We start from the raw sequence: 19,150 nt of genomic DNA, 5'->3' as shown, positions 1-19,150 counted from the left end.
GTGATCGCGACACTCGTGTGTTCATACAGCTTCGAGAGCAAGTGGAACAGCAATGCGCCACCGGTTTGGCTGAACGGCAGGTAGCCCAGTTCGTCGAGGATCACCAGGTCGACGTACATTAGCTTATGGGCGATCTCGCCTTGTTTGCCGATGGACTTCTCCTGCTCCAGTAACTTTGGACTAGTCGTGACTAAGCTCTACGCGCTTGATCTCTTTAACGATGACGAGATAACAGAACACTGTAATCAGCGCATTGGCACCTACAAAAGCCAGGGCGCCGTTAAACGAGCCACCAGACTGTGCGACGAGATACCCGATCACAATGGGGGTGACGATACCGGCAACGTTGCCAAACATGTTGAAGATCGATCCAGACAGGCCAATCGCTTCCTTGGGTGAGGTGTCTGCGACCACAGCCCATCCAAGTGCACCCAGACCCTTCCCGAAGAAGGCAAGCGACATAAGGGCAACGACGACCCAATCGGTATTGACGTAGTTGCATCCGACGATGCAGCACGACAGCAGCATGCCGCCAACGATCGGCGTCTTTCGTGCGACGGTGAGCGAGCGACCATGTCGTATAAGTGTGTCCGACAACACGCCACCGAGAACGCCGCCACCGAACCCGCAGATGGCCGGCAGGGAAGCGATGAGCCCTGCCTGGAGGATAGTCATGTGCCGGGCCTGAACGAGGTAGATCGGAAACCACGTCAGGAAGAAATAGGTAAGCACGTTAATGCAGAATTGTGCGAGATACACGCCGAGCAGCATGCGATTGCCCAGCAGTTGCCGCACAACGCCCCAGCCACCGCGATGACTGCGCGAACCGGCGTCGGCTAGTTTTCGGCCGTGAATGAGGCCACCGCCCTGGTCAATATACTCGAGCTCCGGTTTATTGACGCCCGGATGGTTCACCGGGTTTTTCATGACCTTGAGCCACGTTATTGCCAGCAGCAGTCCGGCAAAGCCCATGACGACGTAGACGTAATGCCAGCCGAAGGCGTGGGTAATCCACGCCATCAGCGGAGTAAACACGACAGCTGCGAAATATTGCGCCGAATTGAAGATAGCGGAGGCAGTACCGCGTTCCTTTGTAGGAAACCAGCTCGCTACGACCTTGGCATTTGCAGGGAACGCCGGCGCCTCAGCGGCCCCCATGACAAAGCGCAACATGAATAGCGTGGTTACCGCTGCTGCGGCGCTCCCTGCCAGGCCGATCGAGCTTTGAAGCAATGTAAAGAGAGACCAGAGGAAGATGCTCGCGGCATACACTCGGCGTGCTCCGAAGCGATCGAGCAGCCAGCCGGCTGGAATCTGACAGAGAACATAGGCCCAGCTAAATGCGGAAAAGATGTATCCCATCTTGACCGCATCGAAGCCGAACTCTCCCCGCATTGCAGATCCGGTGACCGACAAGGTCGCGCGATCTGCGTAGTTCAATGTCGTGATGACAAAAATAAGGGCCAGAATGACGTAGCGGACCTTCGTACGCTTGAGTGCGTCCGCGGGATTTGCCGTGCGGCTCATTTCCATGACGATCTTCCTCTGTTTAAAGCGAGCGGGGTGCCTGTGTCGCTGTTGGGCATAACTGCGCGGCTAGCCCCGCCTGTCTCCTCGTGGCGTGCTTACTGCGCGCCGAGCTTTTTGATCAAAGCGTCGAGCTGGCTCAGTTCTTCGTCGTTGAGGTCCGTGAGCGGAGCGCGAACCGGGCCGGCATCGTGGCCAACGAGCTTTGCGCCCGCCTTGACGATGCTGACTGCGTAACCCGCACGGCGATTACGGATTGCGAGGTAAGGAAGGAAGAAGTCGTCAATCAGCTTTCCAATCGTTGCGTGATCGTCCGATGCGATTGCACGATAGAAGTCCATGGCGGTCTTCGGAATAAAGTTGAAGACGGCGGACGAGTAGACCGGAACGCCGAGGGCCTTATACGCGGCTGCATAAACTTCAGCCGTCGGCAGGCCGCCGAGATAGGAAAACCGCTCACCCAGGCGGCGACGGATCGTCACCATGTTTTCGATGTCGCCGACACCGTCCTTAAACCCGATCAGATTCGGACAGCGATCGGCGAGGCGCTCGAGCATGTCAGCGTTCAGCTTCGAATTGGCCCGGTTATAGATGATCACGCCCAGATTGGGCACTGCCTTGCACACTTCCTCAGCATGCGCTGCGATCCCGTCGAGCGAGGCCTCCGTCAGGTAATGCGGCATCAGGAGGATGCCCTGCGCGCCATTGCGCTCCGCTTCTTTCGCGTACTCGATGGCAACGCGCGTCGGACCACCCGCCCCTGCGAGGATTGGCACCTTGCCCTTGCAGACTTCGGTCGCCGTACGGACGACGGCTGTGTAGTCATCGCGCGTAAGTGAGAAGAATTCGCCCGTGCCGCCCGCTACGAACAGTGCCGTTGCGCCGTAAGGCGCGAGCCAGTCGAGGCGGCTTGCGTACGTATCGGCGCGGAAATTGCCCTGTTGGTCAAAGTCCGTGACCGGGAAGGAGAGGAGGCCGTCGGAGACGATTTGCTTGAGTTCTTGCGGAGTGGTCATGATGGGGCGTTCCAAGAAATTCGGTTCGGTTTCGGTTACTGCTTATATGTTATCGTACAACTAGGCTTTCGGCTGAGCAACGGGAAATGGCGGTTTTCAGAGATTTCCCAGGGTAAATAGGTATCCAAAAGAGGTTGTACGTTGTATGATGACGTAAAACTAAGCAGGGTCATTGGGCGAACCTCGCCGCTCAGAGGAAGATGCAAATGGAACAGACACCGCTTTATATTCGCGTGCACCCCAATGACAACGTCGCGATCGTTGTCAATGACGGGGGACTGGGGGAGGGAGCGACTTTCCCAGATGGTCTGGCACTTCGCGAACGGGTGCCGCAAGGCCACAAGGTCGCGCTGAAGGATTTCGCTGAGGGCGATGAGGTCGTCCGGTACAACGTTGTAATCGGGTATGCGAGCCAGGCGCTGCCCAAGGGAAGCTGGGTGAACGAGCACGTCATTCGGATTCCAACCCCTCCCGGCCTCGACGATCTTCCGATCGCGACCATCAAGGCGCCGGTTATGCCGCCTCTGGAGGGTTACACGTTCGAGGGCTACCGCAATAGCGACGGTTCGGTCGGTACACGCAACATTCTTGCGATTACTACGACTGTTCAGTGTGTTGCAGACGTCGTTCAGCATGCCGTGACCCGGATCAAGAGCGAGCTGTTGCCGAAATATCCGAACGTCGATGACGTGGTCAGCCTCGGGCACACATATGGATGCGGGGTTGCGATTGACGCTCCCGATGCAATGGTGCCGATCCGTACAGTACGCAACATCGCGCTCAATCCGAACTTCGGCGGAGAAGTCATGATGGTGAGCCTTGGTTGCGAGAAACTGCAGCCCGAGCGTCTGATGCCTCCCGGGACGATTCCTATTGCGACTGTTACGGAAGCGGATGACGTCGCGGACGTCGGTGACCTGCCTTCGGACGTGAATGGTGACGTCGTGGTGCTGCAGGACGACGCCCATGTCGGTTTTGAATCAATGATCGAATCGGTCATTCGGATGGCTGAAGGTCACCTGATCCGGCTGAATAGCCGGCGCCGGGAAACCTGTCCGGCTTCAGACCTGGTATTGGGCGTTCAGTGCGGTGGCAGCGATGCCTTTTCTGGCCTGACCGCAAACCCGGCAGTTGGTTTCGCCACCGATCTTCTCGTGCGCGCGGGTGCCACGGTCATGTTCTCGGAGGTGACCGAGGTGCGCGATGGTGTCGGTCAGCTCACAGGGCGCGCAGCTAATCCCGAAGTTGCCGCTGCGATCATTCGGGAGATGGACTGGTACGACAACTATCTGAAGCGCGGCGGAGCGGATCGTAGCGCCAACACGACGCCGGGGAACAAGAAGGGCGGGCTGTCGAACATTGTCGAAAAGGCGATGGGCTCGATCATCAAGTCCGGCAATTCGCAGATATCTGGCGTACTCGCGCCGGGCGAAAAGGTCAGGCAAAAAGGGCTGATCTACGCTGCGACACCCGCGAGCGATTTTATTTGCGGCACGTTGCAGGTGGCAGCCGGGATCAATCTGCACGTTTTCACAACAGGCCGGGGTACGCCGTATAGCCTCGCCGAGGTTCCCGTCGTCAAGGTCGCAACCCGTTCGGACCTGGCACGTCGCTGGCACGACCTGATGGACGTGAACGCAGGCACGATCGCGACCGGTACTGCAACGATCGAAGATGTGGGCTGGGAGTTGTTCAAGCTGCTGCTCGACGTCGCGAGCGGACGCAAACAGACGTGCGCTGAAAAACTGAAGCTCCATAACGCTCTGGTTCTCTTCAATCCTGCGCCGGTGACCTGATCGCCGCTCGCTGCGCTGTTGTTGGACATCGCCGGCAACGCACCGTCCGATAAAAACCAATGAGATATGGACAGGCGACTCGCGCCTGGACCGGCTAGCCTTTCGTAGACATCTTCGAGCCATAATTTATGGCAACCGAGGAGGTCGATATGAGCGGCAAGCGGTACACGGATGAGTTCAAGATCGAAGCAGTCGAGCAAGGCACCCTGTCCCTGCCTCGTTGCCACGTACAGCATGTAATGCAGCAGCGCGTAGGGTTGCGTCAGCGTCTGGCCTCAGGGCTCGTCGTCCAACTTTTGGTCGCGTTCAGTCATTGCATGCATGGGCGATTGACTGGTGGCGCGCGGCAACAGGCGACCGGAGAATCGTTGGAAGGCTGCCTGCTGAACGTCGTCCGGGGGCCGGCCCGGCCCCCGGGTACTTCCGCGTGAGATCCACGTGCGCGGTTCCGTGAGGATCAGCGAAGGTCGGTGATCGTGGTGTTGTAGAGTTGCCCCGCGATCAACACGTTCTGCAGGCTAATGCCGTTCACGTTCCACGCATAGATCGGACCCGGCGTGGTGGTGCTGGCCGGCCCCGTTGCGGTGGGCGAGCCGAAGTCGCAGTTCGAGATGGTCACACCGGTGATGGCGGGAATCGTCGGGGTCGGCGCCGGACCGTTGTAGTCGAACGCCACCGGGCCTTGCGCGACGATCGCCTGGAAACACGAGCCGTTCGCGCTGCCGAGCGTGACGTTGGTGGCATTCACGTTAGTGATGTTGACGTTCTGCACGAGCGCCGGGCGCGTCCGGATCGCATCGCCGGCGGGTTGGTAATCGCAATCGAATGTGATCAGGCCGCCCTGCGATGCCGACGGATTGCCCGACGCCAAGGTTGCCACGCCGAGCGGCACGGTGCTGTTGATCGGGCTGCCGGCCAGCATCTTGCTGCCGTAGCCGCCGCCCGTCAGGCTCACGCCGTTCGGCAGTGTCACGCCGTTCACATAGAAGTTGCGCACGAAACCGCCGCGATTCATGTTGGTCTTGATGCGGATAGCAATGTTCAGCGAATTGGTCGCCCAGTGCTGGTTCAGCATCGTCAGGTTGCGCGCGTAAACGTTCTCGATGCCGCCGCCCATCTCGCTGCCGAGTGTGATGCCGCCGTGGCCGCTATTCATGGTGCAGTTCTGCACCACGTGGTTCCGCGCCGCGCCGTATTGCGTATCGAGATCCTTGCCCGACTTGATCGCGATGCAATCGTCACCTGTGTTGAAGATCATACCGTCGCACAGCACGTTAGTGCAGGCATCGGGATCGAAGCCGTCGTTGTTCGGGCCGATGCTGTCGGCCATCACGCCGCGAATCACCACGTTTGTGCAGTCGGTCGGATGGTGCTGCCAGAACGGCGTGTTCTGGGTGTGATAGTTCTCCATTAGGACGTCGGTGCATCCGATGAATTCCACCATGCAGGGCCGCAGGTAATGGCCCAGCCCGAAGATGCGCTGCGCTACCGGCACACCGGCCTCGGACAGCGCGGGCAGGTAGTTCTGATCCTGCTGCCACGGCGTGGCCGGATTGGTCAGCAGCGTATACAAAGCGTCCGGAATACCGGGCGCGGCCGTTTTCAGGTCGACGTTGTTCGGGTTCGTATAGGCCTGCGACGGCGTGGAGGAGCCAGCGCAACCGTAGACACCCGTGTTGCCTTTGTAGGTCCACCAGCAGGAGGCCGTGTTGCCCGAGCCGGCGAACGGCGTCATCGCCTGCCCGTTTAGGATCGAGGTGGTGCCTTCGCCGGTAAGCGCGATATGGCTGGCGTTGCGTGCGTACACTAGCGCGCCGAAGTTCAAGCAGTCGTTGGCCTGCCAGCGGCTATAGAACAGCTTGCCGTTGGCGCCGCAGTCGACGGGGCCGTCCTTGGCGTAGTCGGCCGGGTTTGGGCTGAAGAAGATCGTGCAGTTCGCACTCAGGTGAAAGTTGACGTTGCTCTGCAGCACGATCGGCCCCGCGCAGTACCAAGCGCCGGCCGGCACTACCACGCGTCCGCCGCCCGCTGCCGAGCAGGCTGCGATCGCAGCCAGGAAGGCTGGACGCGAATCCACCGCTCCAGCGCCGGGGGTTGCGCCGGCGCCGGGGCTGAGCGGCGATTTGGTAGCGTCTGTATACGGGCTGGTTTGCGCAACGACCGAACACGGCTGGGCGCCGTAGGCCTCAACCTGGAAATCGAGGGCAGGGAACGACGACTGCGCGATGCCATTCAGCGAGGCGATGATGTTGGTCGCCAGGCCACTCGGCCCCCAGATCGGATCCGCCGCAGGCACGCTGGCGGGGGGCGGAGTGTTGTCGGTACCACCGCAAGCGCCGAGCAGGGCGCTGCCCATCAGGGCACTGCTGTAGCCGAGGAAATGGCGTCGAGTGATCCTGGGTATGGAGGGATGCCGAACGGTGCCGTCGGGTTGTGGATCGAAGTCGTTGTCGGTCACTGCTGTCTCCGTCTTTTTCTTGTGATCTTGTCGATGAGGCGATACCGTCGCCTGGGCCGTTGTCATACGATGACACGATGATATTATCGCTGAATGCACCAACGCTCCCGTCCGTGTCTACCCTAAGAACAAGCCGTCAGATTGCGCGTTATTATTGCCCCCCCATGCGGCATATGAGGTTCACTGGGGTTTAGGCGAATTTCGGTCAACCTCAAAAGGGGGAGAGGTTTCCTGTGGCACAGCTCGAAAATCGTGTATAAGAAGTACGATGTCACATATCAAAATTCGCGACCCATACGCGGGTCACCACGTAACGCACCCCGCAATCCACCCAACAATGCCAGAACGTGCGTGGCTGATGCCCGGGACGTCCCGCGTGCCGTCACCGCGGCTGATGACCAAGCAGAGACAGGAACCAAGATGCGCAACATGACGGTGCGAGCCAGCCTGCTCGCGGCACTGACGATGTTTGGGGTGGTGATCGTGATTGGCGGCATCGCCGGCATCGTGTCGCTGCGAATGGCCGATGCGAGCGCGCAGCGCCTGCATGAGATTTCGCGCCAAACCATCCTCGTCAACGACGCATACAAGGACAGCACCCGCACGCGTTCGGCGCTGGTGAGCGCCTATAGCGCGCTGAAAGAGCGCAACGACACGGCGGCGCGCGATTCGGCCTTGCAGAGCGCGAATCGCACCTTCGAACGCTCCGCGAGCGAAACCAGCGCATATCGCGACGCAAGTGCATTCGACGGCATGGATTCGGAGCTCAAACGACAACTCGTGGCGTCGTCGGACCGGCTTGCGGCCCTGCTCGCGCGCGCGGCCGACGCGCTGCGCAATAACGACACTGCCGGCTACGTGACCATCAACGACCGCGATGTCACCCGCGCGGGCATGGTGTACTCGGAAAACGTCGAGAAGCTGCAGACACTCGCGAACACCCTGACCGAACAGGCGCTCAACGACGGCAACGCGCGCTACCGGTGGATCCTGGGCTTCGTGGTGGTGGGCGTCGGGCTGGCGCTTGCGCTGATGGTCGTCACGCACGTCGCGCTCACGCGCATCGTGACGCGCCCGCTCGGCGAAGCGGTGGCGGTGCTCGACCGCGTCGCGTCGAACGATCTGACCGTGCGCGTGCCCGAGGCGGGCCGCAACGAATTCGGCCTGCTTTTTGCGGCCATGCGGCGGATGCGCGACGGACTCTCGCGCACCGTGAGCGGCGTGCGAGACAGCTGCGACGCGATCCACACGGCTGCACGCGAGATCGCCGCCGGCAATCTCGACCTGTCGAGCCGCACGGAGCAGCAATCGGCGTCGCTCGAGGAAACCGCCGCGAGCATGGAGGAACTGACCTCGACGGTCAGGCAGAACGCGGCGAACGCCACCGAGGCGAGCACGCTCGCGAGCGGCACGGCGGACCTCGCGCGCCGGGGCGGTGACGTGGTCGGCCGCGTGGTCCGGACAATGCAGGATATCAGTGCAAGCGCGCTCAAGATCGCCGAGATAACGAACATGATCGACAGCATCGCGTTCCAGACCAACATTCTCGCGCTGAATGCGGCCGTCGAATCGGCGCGCGCGGGCGAACAGGGGCGTGGCTTCGCGGTCGTCGCGGGCGAGGTGCGAACGCTCGCGCAGCGCAGCGCCAGCGCGGCGCGCGAGATCAAGGAACTGATCGGCGCCTCGATGAACGAGGTGCGAAACGGCAACGCGTTCGCGGCCGAAGCGGGCGCGGCGATGGAGGAGATCGTGGGCGCCGTGCGCAACGTGGCGACCATCTTGGTGGAAATGTCGTCGGCGACGAGCGAGCAGAGCGCCGGCATACAGCAGGTGGGCGTCGCCGTGAGCCAGATGGATCAAGTCACGCAGCAGAATGCGGCGCTCGTCGAGCAGGCCGCCGCCGCCGCGGATGCGCTGGAGCATCAGGCGCAATCGATGAAGGACGCCGTGGCGGTATTCCGTCTCGGCGACGCTTGACGGCTTTCACCAACAATAGAAAAAAGGACGAAATGAAAACGACGATGAAGTTGCGCCGCGTGGCGCTGGCGTTCTCGGGCCTGGCCGCATCTTTCGCCGTGCACGCGGCGACATACGCCTACGTTTCGAACGCCGACAGCCAGGACATCTCGGTGTTCCGCCTCGACGCACGGGCCGGCACGCTCGCCGCGGTCGAAACCGTGCCCGTGAACGGTACCGTTATGCCGATGGCACTCTCGCCCGACCATCGTCGTCTGTATGCGGGGCTGCGCTCCAAGCCCTACAGCGTCGTGAGTTTCGCCATCAATCCGCTCGACGGCGACCTCGTCGAACTGGGCCGTGCGCCGCTCGCCGAAAGCATGGCATACCTGTCGACCGACATGACCGGCCGCTACCTGATTTCGGCGTCGTACGGCGGCAATCTGCTGGCGGTGAACCGCATCGGCGCGAACGGGGTGGCGGCCAATGTGCAGCAGACCGTCAAGACCGGGCCGATGGCGCATGCCGTCCGCGTGTCGGCGGACAACCGCTATGCGTTCGCATCGGTGCTGGGCGCCGACGCGTGGTTGCGTCTCAAGTTCGACGCCAGCACCGGCACGCTCACCGAGGACGCGCAGCCCGCGTATTCCCTGCCGAAGGATTCGGGGCCGCGCCATTTCGTGTTTTCCGCTGATAATCGCTTCGTCTACCTGATCGACGAGCTCGACGGCAAGCTGCACGTGCTTGCCTTCAATCGGGCCAACGACACCATCAGGCCGGTCCAGACGATTTCGATCTTGCCGCCCGACTTCAAGGGTGACAAGCCGTGGGGAGCCGATCTGCATCTCACACCGGACAGCCGCTTCCTGTTCATCTCCGAACGAACCTCAAGCACGCTGGGCGCCTATCGCGTGAATACGGCCACGGGCAAGCTGGTGCGGATCGGCACGTACGCGACCGAAAAGCAGCCTCGCGGCTTCAACATCGATCCGTCGGGACGGTATCTGCTCGCGGTGGGGCAGCTGTCGCCGACGTTGAGCCTCTATCGCATCGACGCGAAAACGGGCGGGCTTGCCACGCTCGGCCAATATCCGGTCGGCAAGGGCGCGAACTGGGTCGAACTGGTGAACTTCGACGGATCGAATCGCTGACCGATCCAGGCTGGCTGGCCATCGAGGCAGGCGATGCCGACCCGGGTCCCGTTCACCATCGGCCCGGCGCCCGCGGTTCCATTTTTTCCGCCTGTAACAGTCATAAGATGTCGCATGACAAATCCATGTAATAAATCATCCCACCTATAAGGTAAAGAGGTCTGGATATATTGCCGTCGGATGGCGTAAGTTGTACGATGACAGACTGCTATGGGAGCCGACGTGACGCAATCGAACGACCTCGTAAAGCTGCCATTGCATTGCACTTTCTGCCGTCGGCCGCTTCCATGCCACCGACCCGCCGCACCGGGAATCTGTTCGTGAAAATCGTCACCATCGAAGTCATTCGCCTCTCGCTCGCATTCGATGCGGGCCGACGTCCCGTCGCCGCTGTTGAACCGACCGTCGCCGACACGTATAACGCCGCAGACCGCTCGCTGCGTCGCATGGAGTCGCTGCTGGTCAGGCTCACCGATGACGCAGGGCGCGTTGGCTGGGGCGAAGCATTCGGTCATCTGATCAATCCCGTCACGTTCGCCGCGCTCGAAGGCCCGGTTGGCTGTTGGTTCAAGGGCGCCGAATTCGAGCCGACGCGGCACGGGATCGCCGCATTGCGTGACGCGGCCGATCGCGCGCTGCATGCGTTCGGCCGCACCGGACCGGTGCTGTACGCGTTGTCGGCGATCGACACGGCGCTGCACGACCTCGCCGCGCAGGCGGCCGGCTTGCCGCTGTATCGCTGGCTCGACGGCCATCGCGACGAGATCGACGTGTATGCGAGCCTGGTCAGCTACGACAACGACCCCGACGAAGTCGCGCGCCACGTGCGGCGGGCGTCGGACGAAGGGTTCCGGCGTATCAAGCTGCATGAGACGCAACGTGCGGCCATCGCGGCCGCGCGTGCGGCACTGCCGGCCGGCAGCGAACTGATGGTTGACGTGAACTGCCCGTGGACGGCGAGCGACGCGCTGCGGCATGTGAGCGAGCTGGCCGACCTGCGGCTCGGCTGGATCGAGGAACCGGTGTGGCCTTGCGACGACGCGGACGGCATCGCGCGCGTGCGCGGCGCCGGCGTGCCGGTCGCGGCGGGCGAGAACGCGTCGGGTGTCGCGGGCTTTCGCGACCTGTTCGAACGCGGCGCGCTCGACGTCGCGCAGCCAAGCATCGCGAAGATCGGTGGACCGACCGGCATCGCGGAAGTGATCGCGCTTGCGGCGGAGCACGGCGTGCGGGTCGTGCCGCACTGTTTCTATTACGGAGCGGGGCTGCTGGCGACCGCGCACGTCGTTGCGACGCTACCGGACGATGTAGCGCTCGAAATTCCCTATCTCGACTGGCCCGAGCGGCTTCATGACGCGCAGCGGCCCGGGGCGCGGTTGCGCTTGCCCGATGTGCCCGGGCTTGGCTTCTTGCCGGACCAAGCGGTGCTGGCACGCAACACGATCGCGCACGCGACGATCGGTTGAACGCAGGAAGCGTGCGCATGGCGCACGCGTCTGAAGCCGTCGCCGGTGTGGCGGCGCAATCGGAAATCAGGAAGCCGGGCGGATGCGCAGGCACGTGCCCGGCTCGACAGGAGACAACATGAAAACACGTTATCGCTGGTGGATCGGCGCGCTGCTCTTCGGCGCCGGCATGCTGAACTATCTCGATCGCGCGGCGCTGTCCGTCGTCGCGCCGATCATCAAGCGCGAACTCGGCATCGACGACGCGCAGATGGGTATCCTGTTCAGCAGCTTCTTCATCGGCTACTGCGTATTCTGCTTCGTCGGCGGCTGGGCCGCGGACCGATTCGGGCCGCGTCGAGTGTTCGCGTGCGCGGCCGGCGTGTGGTCTCTGTTCTGCGGCGCGACCGCGCTCGCCGGGTCGTTCGCGCACCTACTGATCGTACGCGTCGCGTTCGGGATCGGCGAAGGGCCGATGGGGACGACCACCAACAAGGCGATCTCGAACTGGTTCCCGCGCCGCGAAGCGGGACGTGCGGTCGGCTGGACCAACGCGGGGCAGCCGCTCGGTGCGGCCATCGCGGCGCCGATCGTCGGCCTGGTTGCGCTGCAGTTTGGCTGGCGCGTTTCGTTCGTTGTGATCGCCACGCTCGGCTTCGTGTGGCTGGCCGCGTGGTGGGCGTTGTTCCGCGACGATCCGGCGAGCCACCCGCGCGTGTCTCCGGAAGAAGTGCGTGAGATCGCATCCGACCGGACGGTCGGCGTCTCACTGGATGCGCATGCGGACGAGCGTGCTGCGCGTCCGCTGCTGCGCGATCTGCTGTCGCAGCCGGTGCTCGGCGTGGCGTTCGCGTTCTTCAGCTTCAACTATGTGCTCTATTTCTTCCTTTCATGGTTGCCCAGCTATCTCACCGACTACCAGCATCTAAACATCAAGCAGATGAGTGTCGTCGGGATTCTGCCCTGGCTCGGCGCGACCGTCGGTTTCGTGGCCGGCGGCACTGTGTCGGACCGCATCTACCGCCGCACCGGCGACGTGCTGTTCGCGCGCAAGATCGTGATCGTCGTCGGATTGGCTGTAACGGCGGCTTGCGTGCTGCTGGCGTCACGGGTGAGCTCGCTCGGCGCGGCCGTCACGCTGATCGCGATCGCAAGCCTGTTCGCGTTCATGGCACCGCAGGCTTGCTGGTCGCTTCTGCAGGAAATCGTGCCGCGGGAACGTGTCGGCTCGGCCGGCGGGTTCGTTCATCTGCTCGCGAATCTCGCAGGCATCCTGTCGCCAAGCTTGACCGGCTGGCTCATCCAGTATGGCGGTGGGTATGCAAGTGCGTTCGTGCTCGCGGGTGCATCGGCGCTGGCCGGTGCGGTCATCCTGACGTTCACGGTGCGCGCGCGGGCCGTTGTGCAGATGCGCGGGGCTGCCTGACGAAGTACTCCGTTGAACTAGCAACGCGGGAGTGGGTGACCTGATTTAATCATTATCGGTTGATGAAACCGCTCGGCTATACCGTGAGGCTGCCAAAGCCGAGACAAACTACCATCGCCAACTTGGAACAGCCACCGCTGAATCGACATCAAGTTAAACCAACCAGCCTCCCCGATTTCCCGGGGCGGTTCAGTCTGTGTGGAACATCTTGGAAAATAAAGACACCTACCAGAGCCGCACGACTTTAAAGGAGCCGCAGGCGCGAAGTTTATTGAGGCGCGGGGCGCGGTCCTCAAAACGACGCTGGATAGATCTGGGCAAGCCAACGTGACATCAACCGTCAGGGGTTGTAAAACTGGGGCGGACCATAGATTTATTTTGGCTTACGGTTGCCCGAACTGTCGCAGCAACTCGAAGCCTGTCCCTCCGTTCCAAGGGCTATCAAGGTCGAATCCAGTGGCAAACTTTCTAACGTCTGTCAGGTTATAACTTGCATAAATGAACTGATTGGCGTACTGTGGAAGGGCCGTGGAGGGAAACCGCGTTGGACAGCATGGATCGAGACGTACTGGAAACTGCCGTCATGTGGCATCGCTCTGGGCGCGCGGTGATGCTCGGCACGGTTCTGAAGACGTGGGGCTCGGCGCCTCGCCCGATCGGTGCGATGGTCGCGCTGCGTGACGATGGTGCCGTGAAGGGTTCCGTATCGGGCGGGTGTCTCGAGGACGATCTGGTCGAGCGTGTGTGGCGCGTCGGATTTTCGGGTTCGACGCCGACCGTTGTAACCTATGGCCTCTCGGCAGACGACGCGCATCGCTTCGGTCTTCCGTGCGGCGGCACGCTGATTATTCTCGTGGAACCGGTCCGGATATCATCGCGGCTGGACGAGGCGCTGGAATGGGTCAGGCGTGGCCGGGCGGTGATCCGCAACGTGAACGCCAATACCGGCGAAGCCGACGTGACGCCGACCGATTCGGCAGCCCCGACCTCGTTCGACGGCGTGTCGCTGCGCGCATGTTACGGGCCGAGCCATCGCCTGCTGATCATCGGTGCGGGGCAACTGTCCGAATATGTTGCGCGCATGGCAGTGGCGCTGGGCTATCACGTCATCGTTTGCGACCCGCGTGAAGAGTATCTCGGGGAATGGTCCGTGCCTCATACCGAAGTATTTCGCAAAATGCCGGACGACCTGATCGCGCGAGTCGGCCTGGATCCGAACACGGCCGTGGTGGCGTTGACGCACGATCCGAAGATCGACGAGCTTGCGTTGATCGAGGCGCTCAAATCTCCGGCGTTCTACGTGGGAGCGGTCGGCGCGCGTGCGAATAACGCGAAGCGTCGGGAACGGCTCAAGCTGTTTGACTTGACCGATACGCAGGTTGCAGCGCTTCATGGTCCGATCGGGCTTCACATCGGAGCTAGGACACCGCCGGAGATTGCGGTGGCGATCATGGCGGAGATGACTTCGCACCGCTACGGCGTGCCGGTCGTGCAGTCGCACGCGCTTCGCGATGCGCCATCGGTTCCGCAATGGATCGAATAGGCGCGCGCGCACCTGTGTTGCGTTGCGCGAATGGCAGATGAAATTTTTTCGATGAACTTATGGTTAAACCCGCCATGCTCGAATCGTCGAGCCACCGTGCGTCGGATGCACGTTTTGCATCGATCGAGCGCTATTCGTCGGTTGCGAGAACCGTCGAGATACTGTCGGACGCGTGGGGATTTCTGGTGCTGCGGGAGTGCTTTTTCGGCGTCAGGCGATTCGAGCAGTTCCAGAGTATCCTGCAGGTGCCGCGTACAACGCTGGTGGAGCGGCTCAAGAAATTCACGACCCTGGGCATACTGAAGAAACGGCTTCCGTCGACGGGCGGTGCCCGCTATGAGTACCGTTTCACGGAGCAAGGCCGCGACCTGTACGCGACGATGATCGCGTTGCTCGCGTTCGGCGACCGTTGGCTTGCGGGCGGCGCGCAGCCTCCGTTGAAGCTCATTCACAAGACCTGCAAATGCGATTGCGCACCGCGCGTCGTGTGCTCGCACTGCCACGCTGGCATTGACCCGAGGTCCGTCCACTATCGCGACGGGCCGGGGGCGGGCGGCGAGGAGCGTAGCATCGAACGCAAGCGCTCGCGCCGGAATTCGGACGTGAGCGTCCTCGAGCGCATTCGGCCATGCTCGGTCGCGCGAACGTTGCAGATCATCGGTGACCGCTGGAGCTTCCTCGTGATCCGGGAATTCTTTTACGGTGTTCGACGCTTCGACGAGTTTCAGTCGCGCCTGGGTATCGCCACCAACATCCTGTCGGACCGGCTGCAGCGACTCGTGGAGCAGGGTATCGCGGAGAAGCGGCTGTATCAGGAGAAGCCGAAACGTTACGAGTACCGGCTGACCGAAATGGGCCGCGACTTGTATGGGCCGCTGCTGGTGATGATGGCTTGGGGTGACAAGTGGCTGTCTGGCGGAAAAGCGCCGTTGAAACTGCGGCACCGAGAGTGTGACCATGATTTTCATGCAATCGTCGTATGCGACAAATGCGACACCGAACTCGATCCGCGTGAAATGTCATACGTACTGCGGTATGCGTTGCCGGTAGAGCTCGACGTCGCCTGACTCGCGCTTCTCGATGCCGCGTGGCGCCCGAGCGCGCGTACGGCGGCAGATCGATTCATCAGGATGGCGGCGGCTGTCTTCTCGCCCGGTGGGCCTGGCAGCCGGCTGGGCGTTTCGTTCAGAGCGCGCCGGCGGACTGCGTGCGTGGCGATTTGCCTAGTCATCCCCTTTTCCCCTTCCTCATGGTTTGGTGCGCCTGATCGACTGCACGTATCGCCACGCGCATCCAGTCGCGCGCGGACTCTTGCCGCGTCCCGATTCGACCTTGCAGCAGACGTTAACCTTGTGGGCATGCCCGGTACACAACAACCAGGAAGGTATCGGAAATGCAAGCGATCTATACGTTCACGATTCCATATTGGAACGGCTGCGCCCACACGCGAAAGAGACGACTGCATACGCGCGGAATGCTTCAAGACATCAGCCAATAACGGCTGGATAGCCGCGCGGCGTCATTCATGACAAGTTGTCGAACAAGGGACTTGCAAATCAGAATTTCGCTCACTATAGTCCACTTATGCAAGTTAGTTTGACGTCACGACCTCGTCGTCGATTCCGTGATTCCGTGATCGGGTGGAGGAGCAAAATTGAACGCATTTGAGTTTCAGTCGAACAGGTCGACGATCGTCGAGGCCGGTGCCTCGGCGCGCCTTGGAGAAATCGTCGGCCGGCTGGGTTGTCGCTCGGTCTTTCTCGTGACCGATCGCGGCATCGTCGATAACGGTCTGCTGAAGCCGGCTCTTGAAAGCCTCGAGGCAGTCGGCATGGCCGTAACGGTGTATGCAGACGTGCAGGCCGATCCGCCGGCTCATGTTGTGAACGGTGCGGCCGATGCGGCGGTGTCCGCGCGGGCCGACTGCGTGGTCGGTATCGGCGGCGGCAGCTCATTAGACGTTGCGAAACTGGTGGCGCTTCTCGCGCGCCGGACGGAAAAGCTGGACGACGTCTACGGCGTTGGCGTCGCGAAGGGACCGCGACTGCCGCTGGTGTTGCTCCCCACGACTGCGGGAACGGGATCCGAGGTCACGCCGATTTCGATCGTGACAACCGGCGACGGAGAGAAGAAGGGCGTTGTCTCGCCGGTTCTGCTGCCGGACATTGCGGTGCTCGATGCGGATCTGACGTTGAGCCTGCCGCCCGCGGTCACGGCGGCGACGGGCATCGACGCCATGGTTCATGCGATCGAGGCGTACACCAGCAAGCGCCTGAAGAATCCGGTCTCCGATTGCCTCGCGAAGGAAGCGCTTCGCTTGCTCGGCGCCAACATTGGCGAGGCCTGTGCCAACGCCGCCAATCGCGACGCACGCCAGGCAATGCTGCTCGGCGCGATGCTGGCCGGTCTCGCGTTCGCCAATGCGCCCGTAGCAGGCGTGCATGCGCTGGCGTATCCGATAGGCGCGCGCTTTCATGTTCCGCACGGGCTGTCGAACTCGCTCGTTCTGCCGGCGGTCATGCGTTTCAACCTCGATGCCGCGGCTGACCGGTATGCGGAGCTTGCCGCCGTTCTGATGCCGGACGTCACGGGAAATACCGGTGCGCGTGCGAACGCGCTGGTCGCGCGGCTAACTGCGTTACCGAAGGCGCTCGGTTTGCCGACACGGCTGTCGGCCGTCGGTATCGGCCACGGCGATATCGCGACACTGGCCGAAGACGCGATGCGTCAAACCCGTTTGCTCGTGAACAACCCGCGCGAGATTTCCCTTCAGGATGCGGCTGCGCTTTACGAGGAGGTTCTGTGAGCCAGAAAAAAATGCCGTCGCGCCGAGCCCAATATCCTCACTTCAGTGCCATCCAGACGCGCTGGTCCGACAACGATTCCTACGGGCACGTGAACAACGTAGTCTATTACGCGTACTTCGATACGGCAGTCAATCGGCATTTGATCGAACGCGGCGTGCTCGATATTGCAAATAGCCCCGTTATCGGCCTGGTGGTCGACACGCGTTGCACGTACTTCTCGTCGATCGGCTTTCCCGACGTCGTCCATGTCGGCATGAAGGTCGTGCATCTCGGCAACAGTAGCGTGCGCTACGAGATCGCGCTGTTTCGCAACGACGCCGACACGGCTTCGGCGATCGGCGAGTTCGTACACGTCTATGTCGATCGGGCAACGAACGGCCCGGTGCCGGTTCCGCCCGAAGTCCGGCAAGTCTTGCAGTCGTTGATGGCCTGACGCGCCGGTTGCGACAAGTGTCCTGGAGGAGAGAACAAATGGAAATGGCAGGAGAGGCGCGGTTGCAAGCATCCCGCGAGACCGTGTGGAACGCGCTCAACGATCCGGCGGTGCTGCAGGCCAGCATCCCGGGATGCGAAGTGCTCGAGAAGAGCGCCGACAACGAATTTACCGCGACGGTGGTGTCGAAGGTCGGGCCGATCAAGGCGCGGTTCGCCGGCAAGGTGACGTTGTCGAATATCGCCGCCCCCGTCAGTTACACGCTGACGGGTGAAGGGTCTGGCGGCGCGGCAGGCTTCGCGCGTGCCGACATTGACGTGGCGCTCGAAGCGCTCGAGCAGGATGTCACGCTGCTTCGATACGGCGTCAAGGCAAATGTCGGCGGCAAGCTGGCGCAGTTGGGTTCGCGAATGATCGATGCGGCGGCGCGCAAGTCGGCAGACGATTTCTTCGATCTGTTCGCGAGGCAGGTCGGCACGAAAGTGGCCAATGGTGAACAGGAGACGTCGTCATCGACGATGGGCGTCGATGCACTGTTGGCGGCCGTGTCGATCGAGCGTCCGGTCGTTGCGCCAGCTTACGCGCAACTGGCCGTCGCCGCCGGACCCCTGGCGCCGCGGCAACGTGCCGAACCCGTCGGCGCCGCTGCGCCGCAGGCTCGCTCGTCCGCGGCGAACGGCGCACCTGCGGCCCCGTTGGCCGATCTTCAGGCGGAGGTGACGGATGCGTTGATGACCGAGAAGATCAAGGTGTGGATCTCCGATCAGATCGCGGTCGTCACCTTGAACCGGCCGCGCAGTCGCAACGCGATGACATACGGGATGTGGCTCGCGATGCCGTCGGTCATGACCGCTCTCGAACGAAATCCCGAGGTGCGGGCCGTGTTGCTGACCGGCGCGGGCGACGACTTCTGCGCCGGGGCCGACATCTCCGAGTTCGAGAAAGTGCGCGCCGACGCCGGTCAGGCGAACGCGTACGAGATTGCGGTGGATGCGTGCTGCGATGCGATCGCGAACATCTCGAAGCCGACCATCGCCGTATTGCGCGGCTACTGCTTGGGCGGCGGCGCGCATCTGGCGATGTCGTGCGACTTCCGCTTCGCGGCACCCGACGCCACGTTCGGCATTCCGGCGGCGCGCCTGTCCATCATCTACGGCGTGCGTGGGACGCGCAAGCTGTTGTCGCTGGTGGGGGTGTCGCAAGCGAAGAAGATTCTCTACGGCGCAGAGCGATTCGATGCGCGTGCGGCACGCGACATCGGATTCTTGGACCGGATCGCCGGAGACGACGCGCAGGTCGCGCCGCTCTCGTGGTGGCAGCGGGTGACCGGCGGCAAGCCGCGTGCAAGGACGACCGATCCGATGGCCGATGCGCGCGCGTTCGCGAGAACGATGGCGGCCAACGCGCCGCTGAGCGTGGCGGGCGCGAAATACCAGCTGAACGGGATGGCGATGGGCACCGGCGCGCTGGATCTCGATCGAGCCGAAGCGATGATCGCGGCGGCAGCCGGTAGCGACGACTATCGAGAAGGCCGGGCCGCGTTCGCCGAAAAGCGCGCAGCGAAATTCCAGGGACGTTGATCGGAGGAACCG

At 62.3% G+C, this 19,150-nt stretch carries 13 protein-coding genes and 1 pseudogene; 10 read left to right on the top strand and 4 right to left on the bottom strand.

The window, feature by feature from the left end; all coding sequences use genetic code 11:
• The 3 genes and pseudogenes from U4Z64_RS32375 to kdgD all read right to left on the bottom strand — a co-directional run.
• Positions 1 to 170: pseudogene (locus tag U4Z64_RS32375) on the bottom strand (ATP-binding protein); the annotation flags it as partial.
• Between the two features lie 10 nt (positions 171 to 180).
• Complete coding sequence (locus tag U4Z64_RS32370; protein ID WP_059541780.1) at positions 181 to 1,533, bottom strand: MFS transporter; 1,353 nt, start codon at positions 1,531 to 1,533, stop codon at positions 181 to 183.
• Positions 1,534 to 1,625: 92 nt separating this feature from the next.
• Positions 1,626 to 2,543 (bottom strand): 5-dehydro-4-deoxyglucarate dehydratase, encoded by a 918-nt coding sequence (kdgD, locus tag U4Z64_RS32365; protein ID WP_027791957.1) that lies wholly within the window; start codon positions 2,541 to 2,543, stop codon positions 1,626 to 1,628.
• Positions 2,544 to 2,749: 206 nt separating this feature from the next.
• Here kdgD and garD point away from each other — a divergent pair, with 206 nt between their 5' ends.
• The gene (gene garD / locus U4Z64_RS32360) at positions 2,750 to 4,339 is read left to right on the top strand and encodes a galactarate dehydratase (protein WP_321822097.1); all 1,590 of its coding nucleotides are present in this window, start codon (positions 2,750 to 2,752) and stop codon (positions 4,337 to 4,339) included.
• 457 nt (positions 4,340 to 4,796) lie between these two features.
• On the opposite strand, the gene U4Z64_RS32355 is transcribed toward garD, so the two are convergent.
• Entirely contained in the window at positions 4,797 to 6,695 is a 1,899-nt protein-coding gene (locus U4Z64_RS32355) for a glycoside hydrolase family 28 protein (protein ID WP_321822100.1), read from the bottom strand.
• A 522-nt stretch (positions 6,696 to 7,217) separates the two neighbouring features.
• On the opposite strand from U4Z64_RS32355, the gene U4Z64_RS32350 reads away from it, so the two are divergent.
• The 9 genes from U4Z64_RS32350 to U4Z64_RS32310 all read left to right on the top strand — a co-directional run bounded on the left by U4Z64_RS32350 (position 7,218) and on the right by U4Z64_RS32310 (position 19,138).
• Entirely contained in the window at positions 7,218 to 8,774 is a 1,557-nt protein-coding gene (locus U4Z64_RS32350; RefSeq protein WP_321822099.1) for a methyl-accepting chemotaxis protein, read from the top strand.
• 32 nt (positions 8,775 to 8,806) lie between these two features.
• Positions 8,807 to 9,904, top strand: a complete 1,098-nt coding sequence (locus tag U4Z64_RS32345; RefSeq protein WP_321822096.1) for a lactonase family protein — start codon at positions 8,807 to 8,809, stop codon at positions 9,902 to 9,904.
• Between the two features lie 320 nt (positions 9,905 to 10,224).
• On the top strand, positions 10,225 to 11,370 hold the full coding sequence (locus U4Z64_RS32340) for a mandelate racemase/muconate lactonizing enzyme family protein (protein ID WP_321822095.1): 1,146 nt from the start codon (positions 10,225 to 10,227) through the stop codon (positions 11,368 to 11,370).
• Positions 11,371 to 11,488: 118 nt separating this feature from the next.
• The gene (locus U4Z64_RS32335; protein WP_321822094.1) at positions 11,489 to 12,775 is read left to right on the top strand and encodes an MFS transporter; all 1,287 of its coding nucleotides are present in this window, start codon (positions 11,489 to 11,491) and stop codon (positions 12,773 to 12,775) included.
• A 553-nt stretch (positions 12,776 to 13,328) separates the two neighbouring features.
• Positions 13,329 to 14,318, top strand: a complete 990-nt coding sequence (locus tag U4Z64_RS32330) for an XdhC family protein (protein WP_321822098.1) — start codon at positions 13,329 to 13,331, stop codon at positions 14,316 to 14,318.
• Positions 14,319 to 14,377: 59 nt separating this feature from the next.
• Entirely contained in the window at positions 14,378 to 15,385 is a 1,008-nt protein-coding gene (locus U4Z64_RS32325; RefSeq protein ID WP_321822093.1) for a helix-turn-helix domain-containing protein, read from the top strand.
• A 587-nt stretch (positions 15,386 to 15,972) separates the two neighbouring features.
• On the top strand, positions 15,973 to 17,124 hold the full coding sequence (locus tag U4Z64_RS32320) for an iron-containing alcohol dehydrogenase (RefSeq protein ID WP_136472592.1): 1,152 nt from the start codon (positions 15,973 to 15,975) through the stop codon (positions 17,122 to 17,124).
• An 11-nt stretch (positions 17,125 to 17,135) separates the two neighbouring features.
• Entirely contained in the window at positions 17,136 to 17,558 is a 423-nt protein-coding gene (locus U4Z64_RS32315) for an acyl-CoA thioesterase (protein ID WP_136472615.1), read from the top strand.
• A 38-nt stretch (positions 17,559 to 17,596) separates the two neighbouring features.
• Complete coding sequence (locus U4Z64_RS32310) at positions 17,597 to 19,138, top strand: enoyl-CoA hydratase-related protein (protein WP_321822092.1); 1,542 nt, start codon at positions 17,597 to 17,599, stop codon at positions 19,136 to 19,138.
• Positions 19,139 to 19,150: the final 12 nt, after the last annotated feature.

Origin of the sequence: Burkholderia sp. BCC1996 (assembly GCF_905339955.1) — a bacterium.
Lineage (GTDB): Bacteria > Pseudomonadota > Gammaproteobacteria > Burkholderiales > Burkholderiaceae > Burkholderia.
The sequence above is the reverse complement of the archived record's forward strand: the minus strand, read 5'-3'. Positions and strand labels throughout refer to the sequence as shown.

Bases quoted from the DNA above. Each gene is read 5' to 3' on its own strand.
- U4Z64_RS32335 (WP_321822094.1), top strand. From the start codon at position 11,489: ATGAAAACACGTTATCGCTGGTGGATCGGCGCGCTGCTCTTCGGCGCC.
- U4Z64_RS32370 (WP_059541780.1), bottom strand. From the start codon at position 1,533: ATGGAAATGAGCCGCACGGCAAATCCCGCGGACGCACTCAAGCGTACG.
- U4Z64_RS32315 (WP_136472615.1), top strand. From the start codon at position 17,136: ATGCCGTCGCGCCGAGCCCAATATCCTCACTTCAGTGCCATCCAGACG.
- U4Z64_RS32325 (WP_321822093.1), top strand. From the start codon at position 14,378: ATGGTTAAACCCGCCATGCTCGAATCGTCGAGCCACCGTGCGTCGGAT.
- U4Z64_RS32350 (WP_321822099.1), top strand. From the start codon at position 7,218: ATGCGCAACATGACGGTGCGAGCCAGCCTGCTCGCGGCACTGACGATG.
- garD (WP_321822097.1), top strand. From the start codon at position 2,750: ATGGAACAGACACCGCTTTATATTCGCGTGCACCCCAATGACAACGTC.
- U4Z64_RS32345 (WP_321822096.1), top strand. From the start codon at position 8,807: ATGAAAACGACGATGAAGTTGCGCCGCGTGGCGCTGGCGTTCTCGGGC.
- U4Z64_RS32355 (WP_321822100.1), bottom strand. From the start codon at position 6,695: ATGGGCAGCGCCCTGCTCGGCGCTTGCGGTGGTACCGACAACACTCCG.
- U4Z64_RS32310 (WP_321822092.1), top strand. From the start codon at position 17,597: ATGGAAATGGCAGGAGAGGCGCGGTTGCAAGCATCCCGCGAGACCGTG.
- U4Z64_RS32330 (WP_321822098.1), top strand. From the start codon at position 13,329: ATGGATCGAGACGTACTGGAAACTGCCGTCATGTGGCATCGCTCTGGG.
- kdgD (WP_027791957.1), bottom strand. From the start codon at position 2,543: ATGACCACTCCGCAAGAACTCAAGCAAATCGTCTCCGACGGCCTCCTC.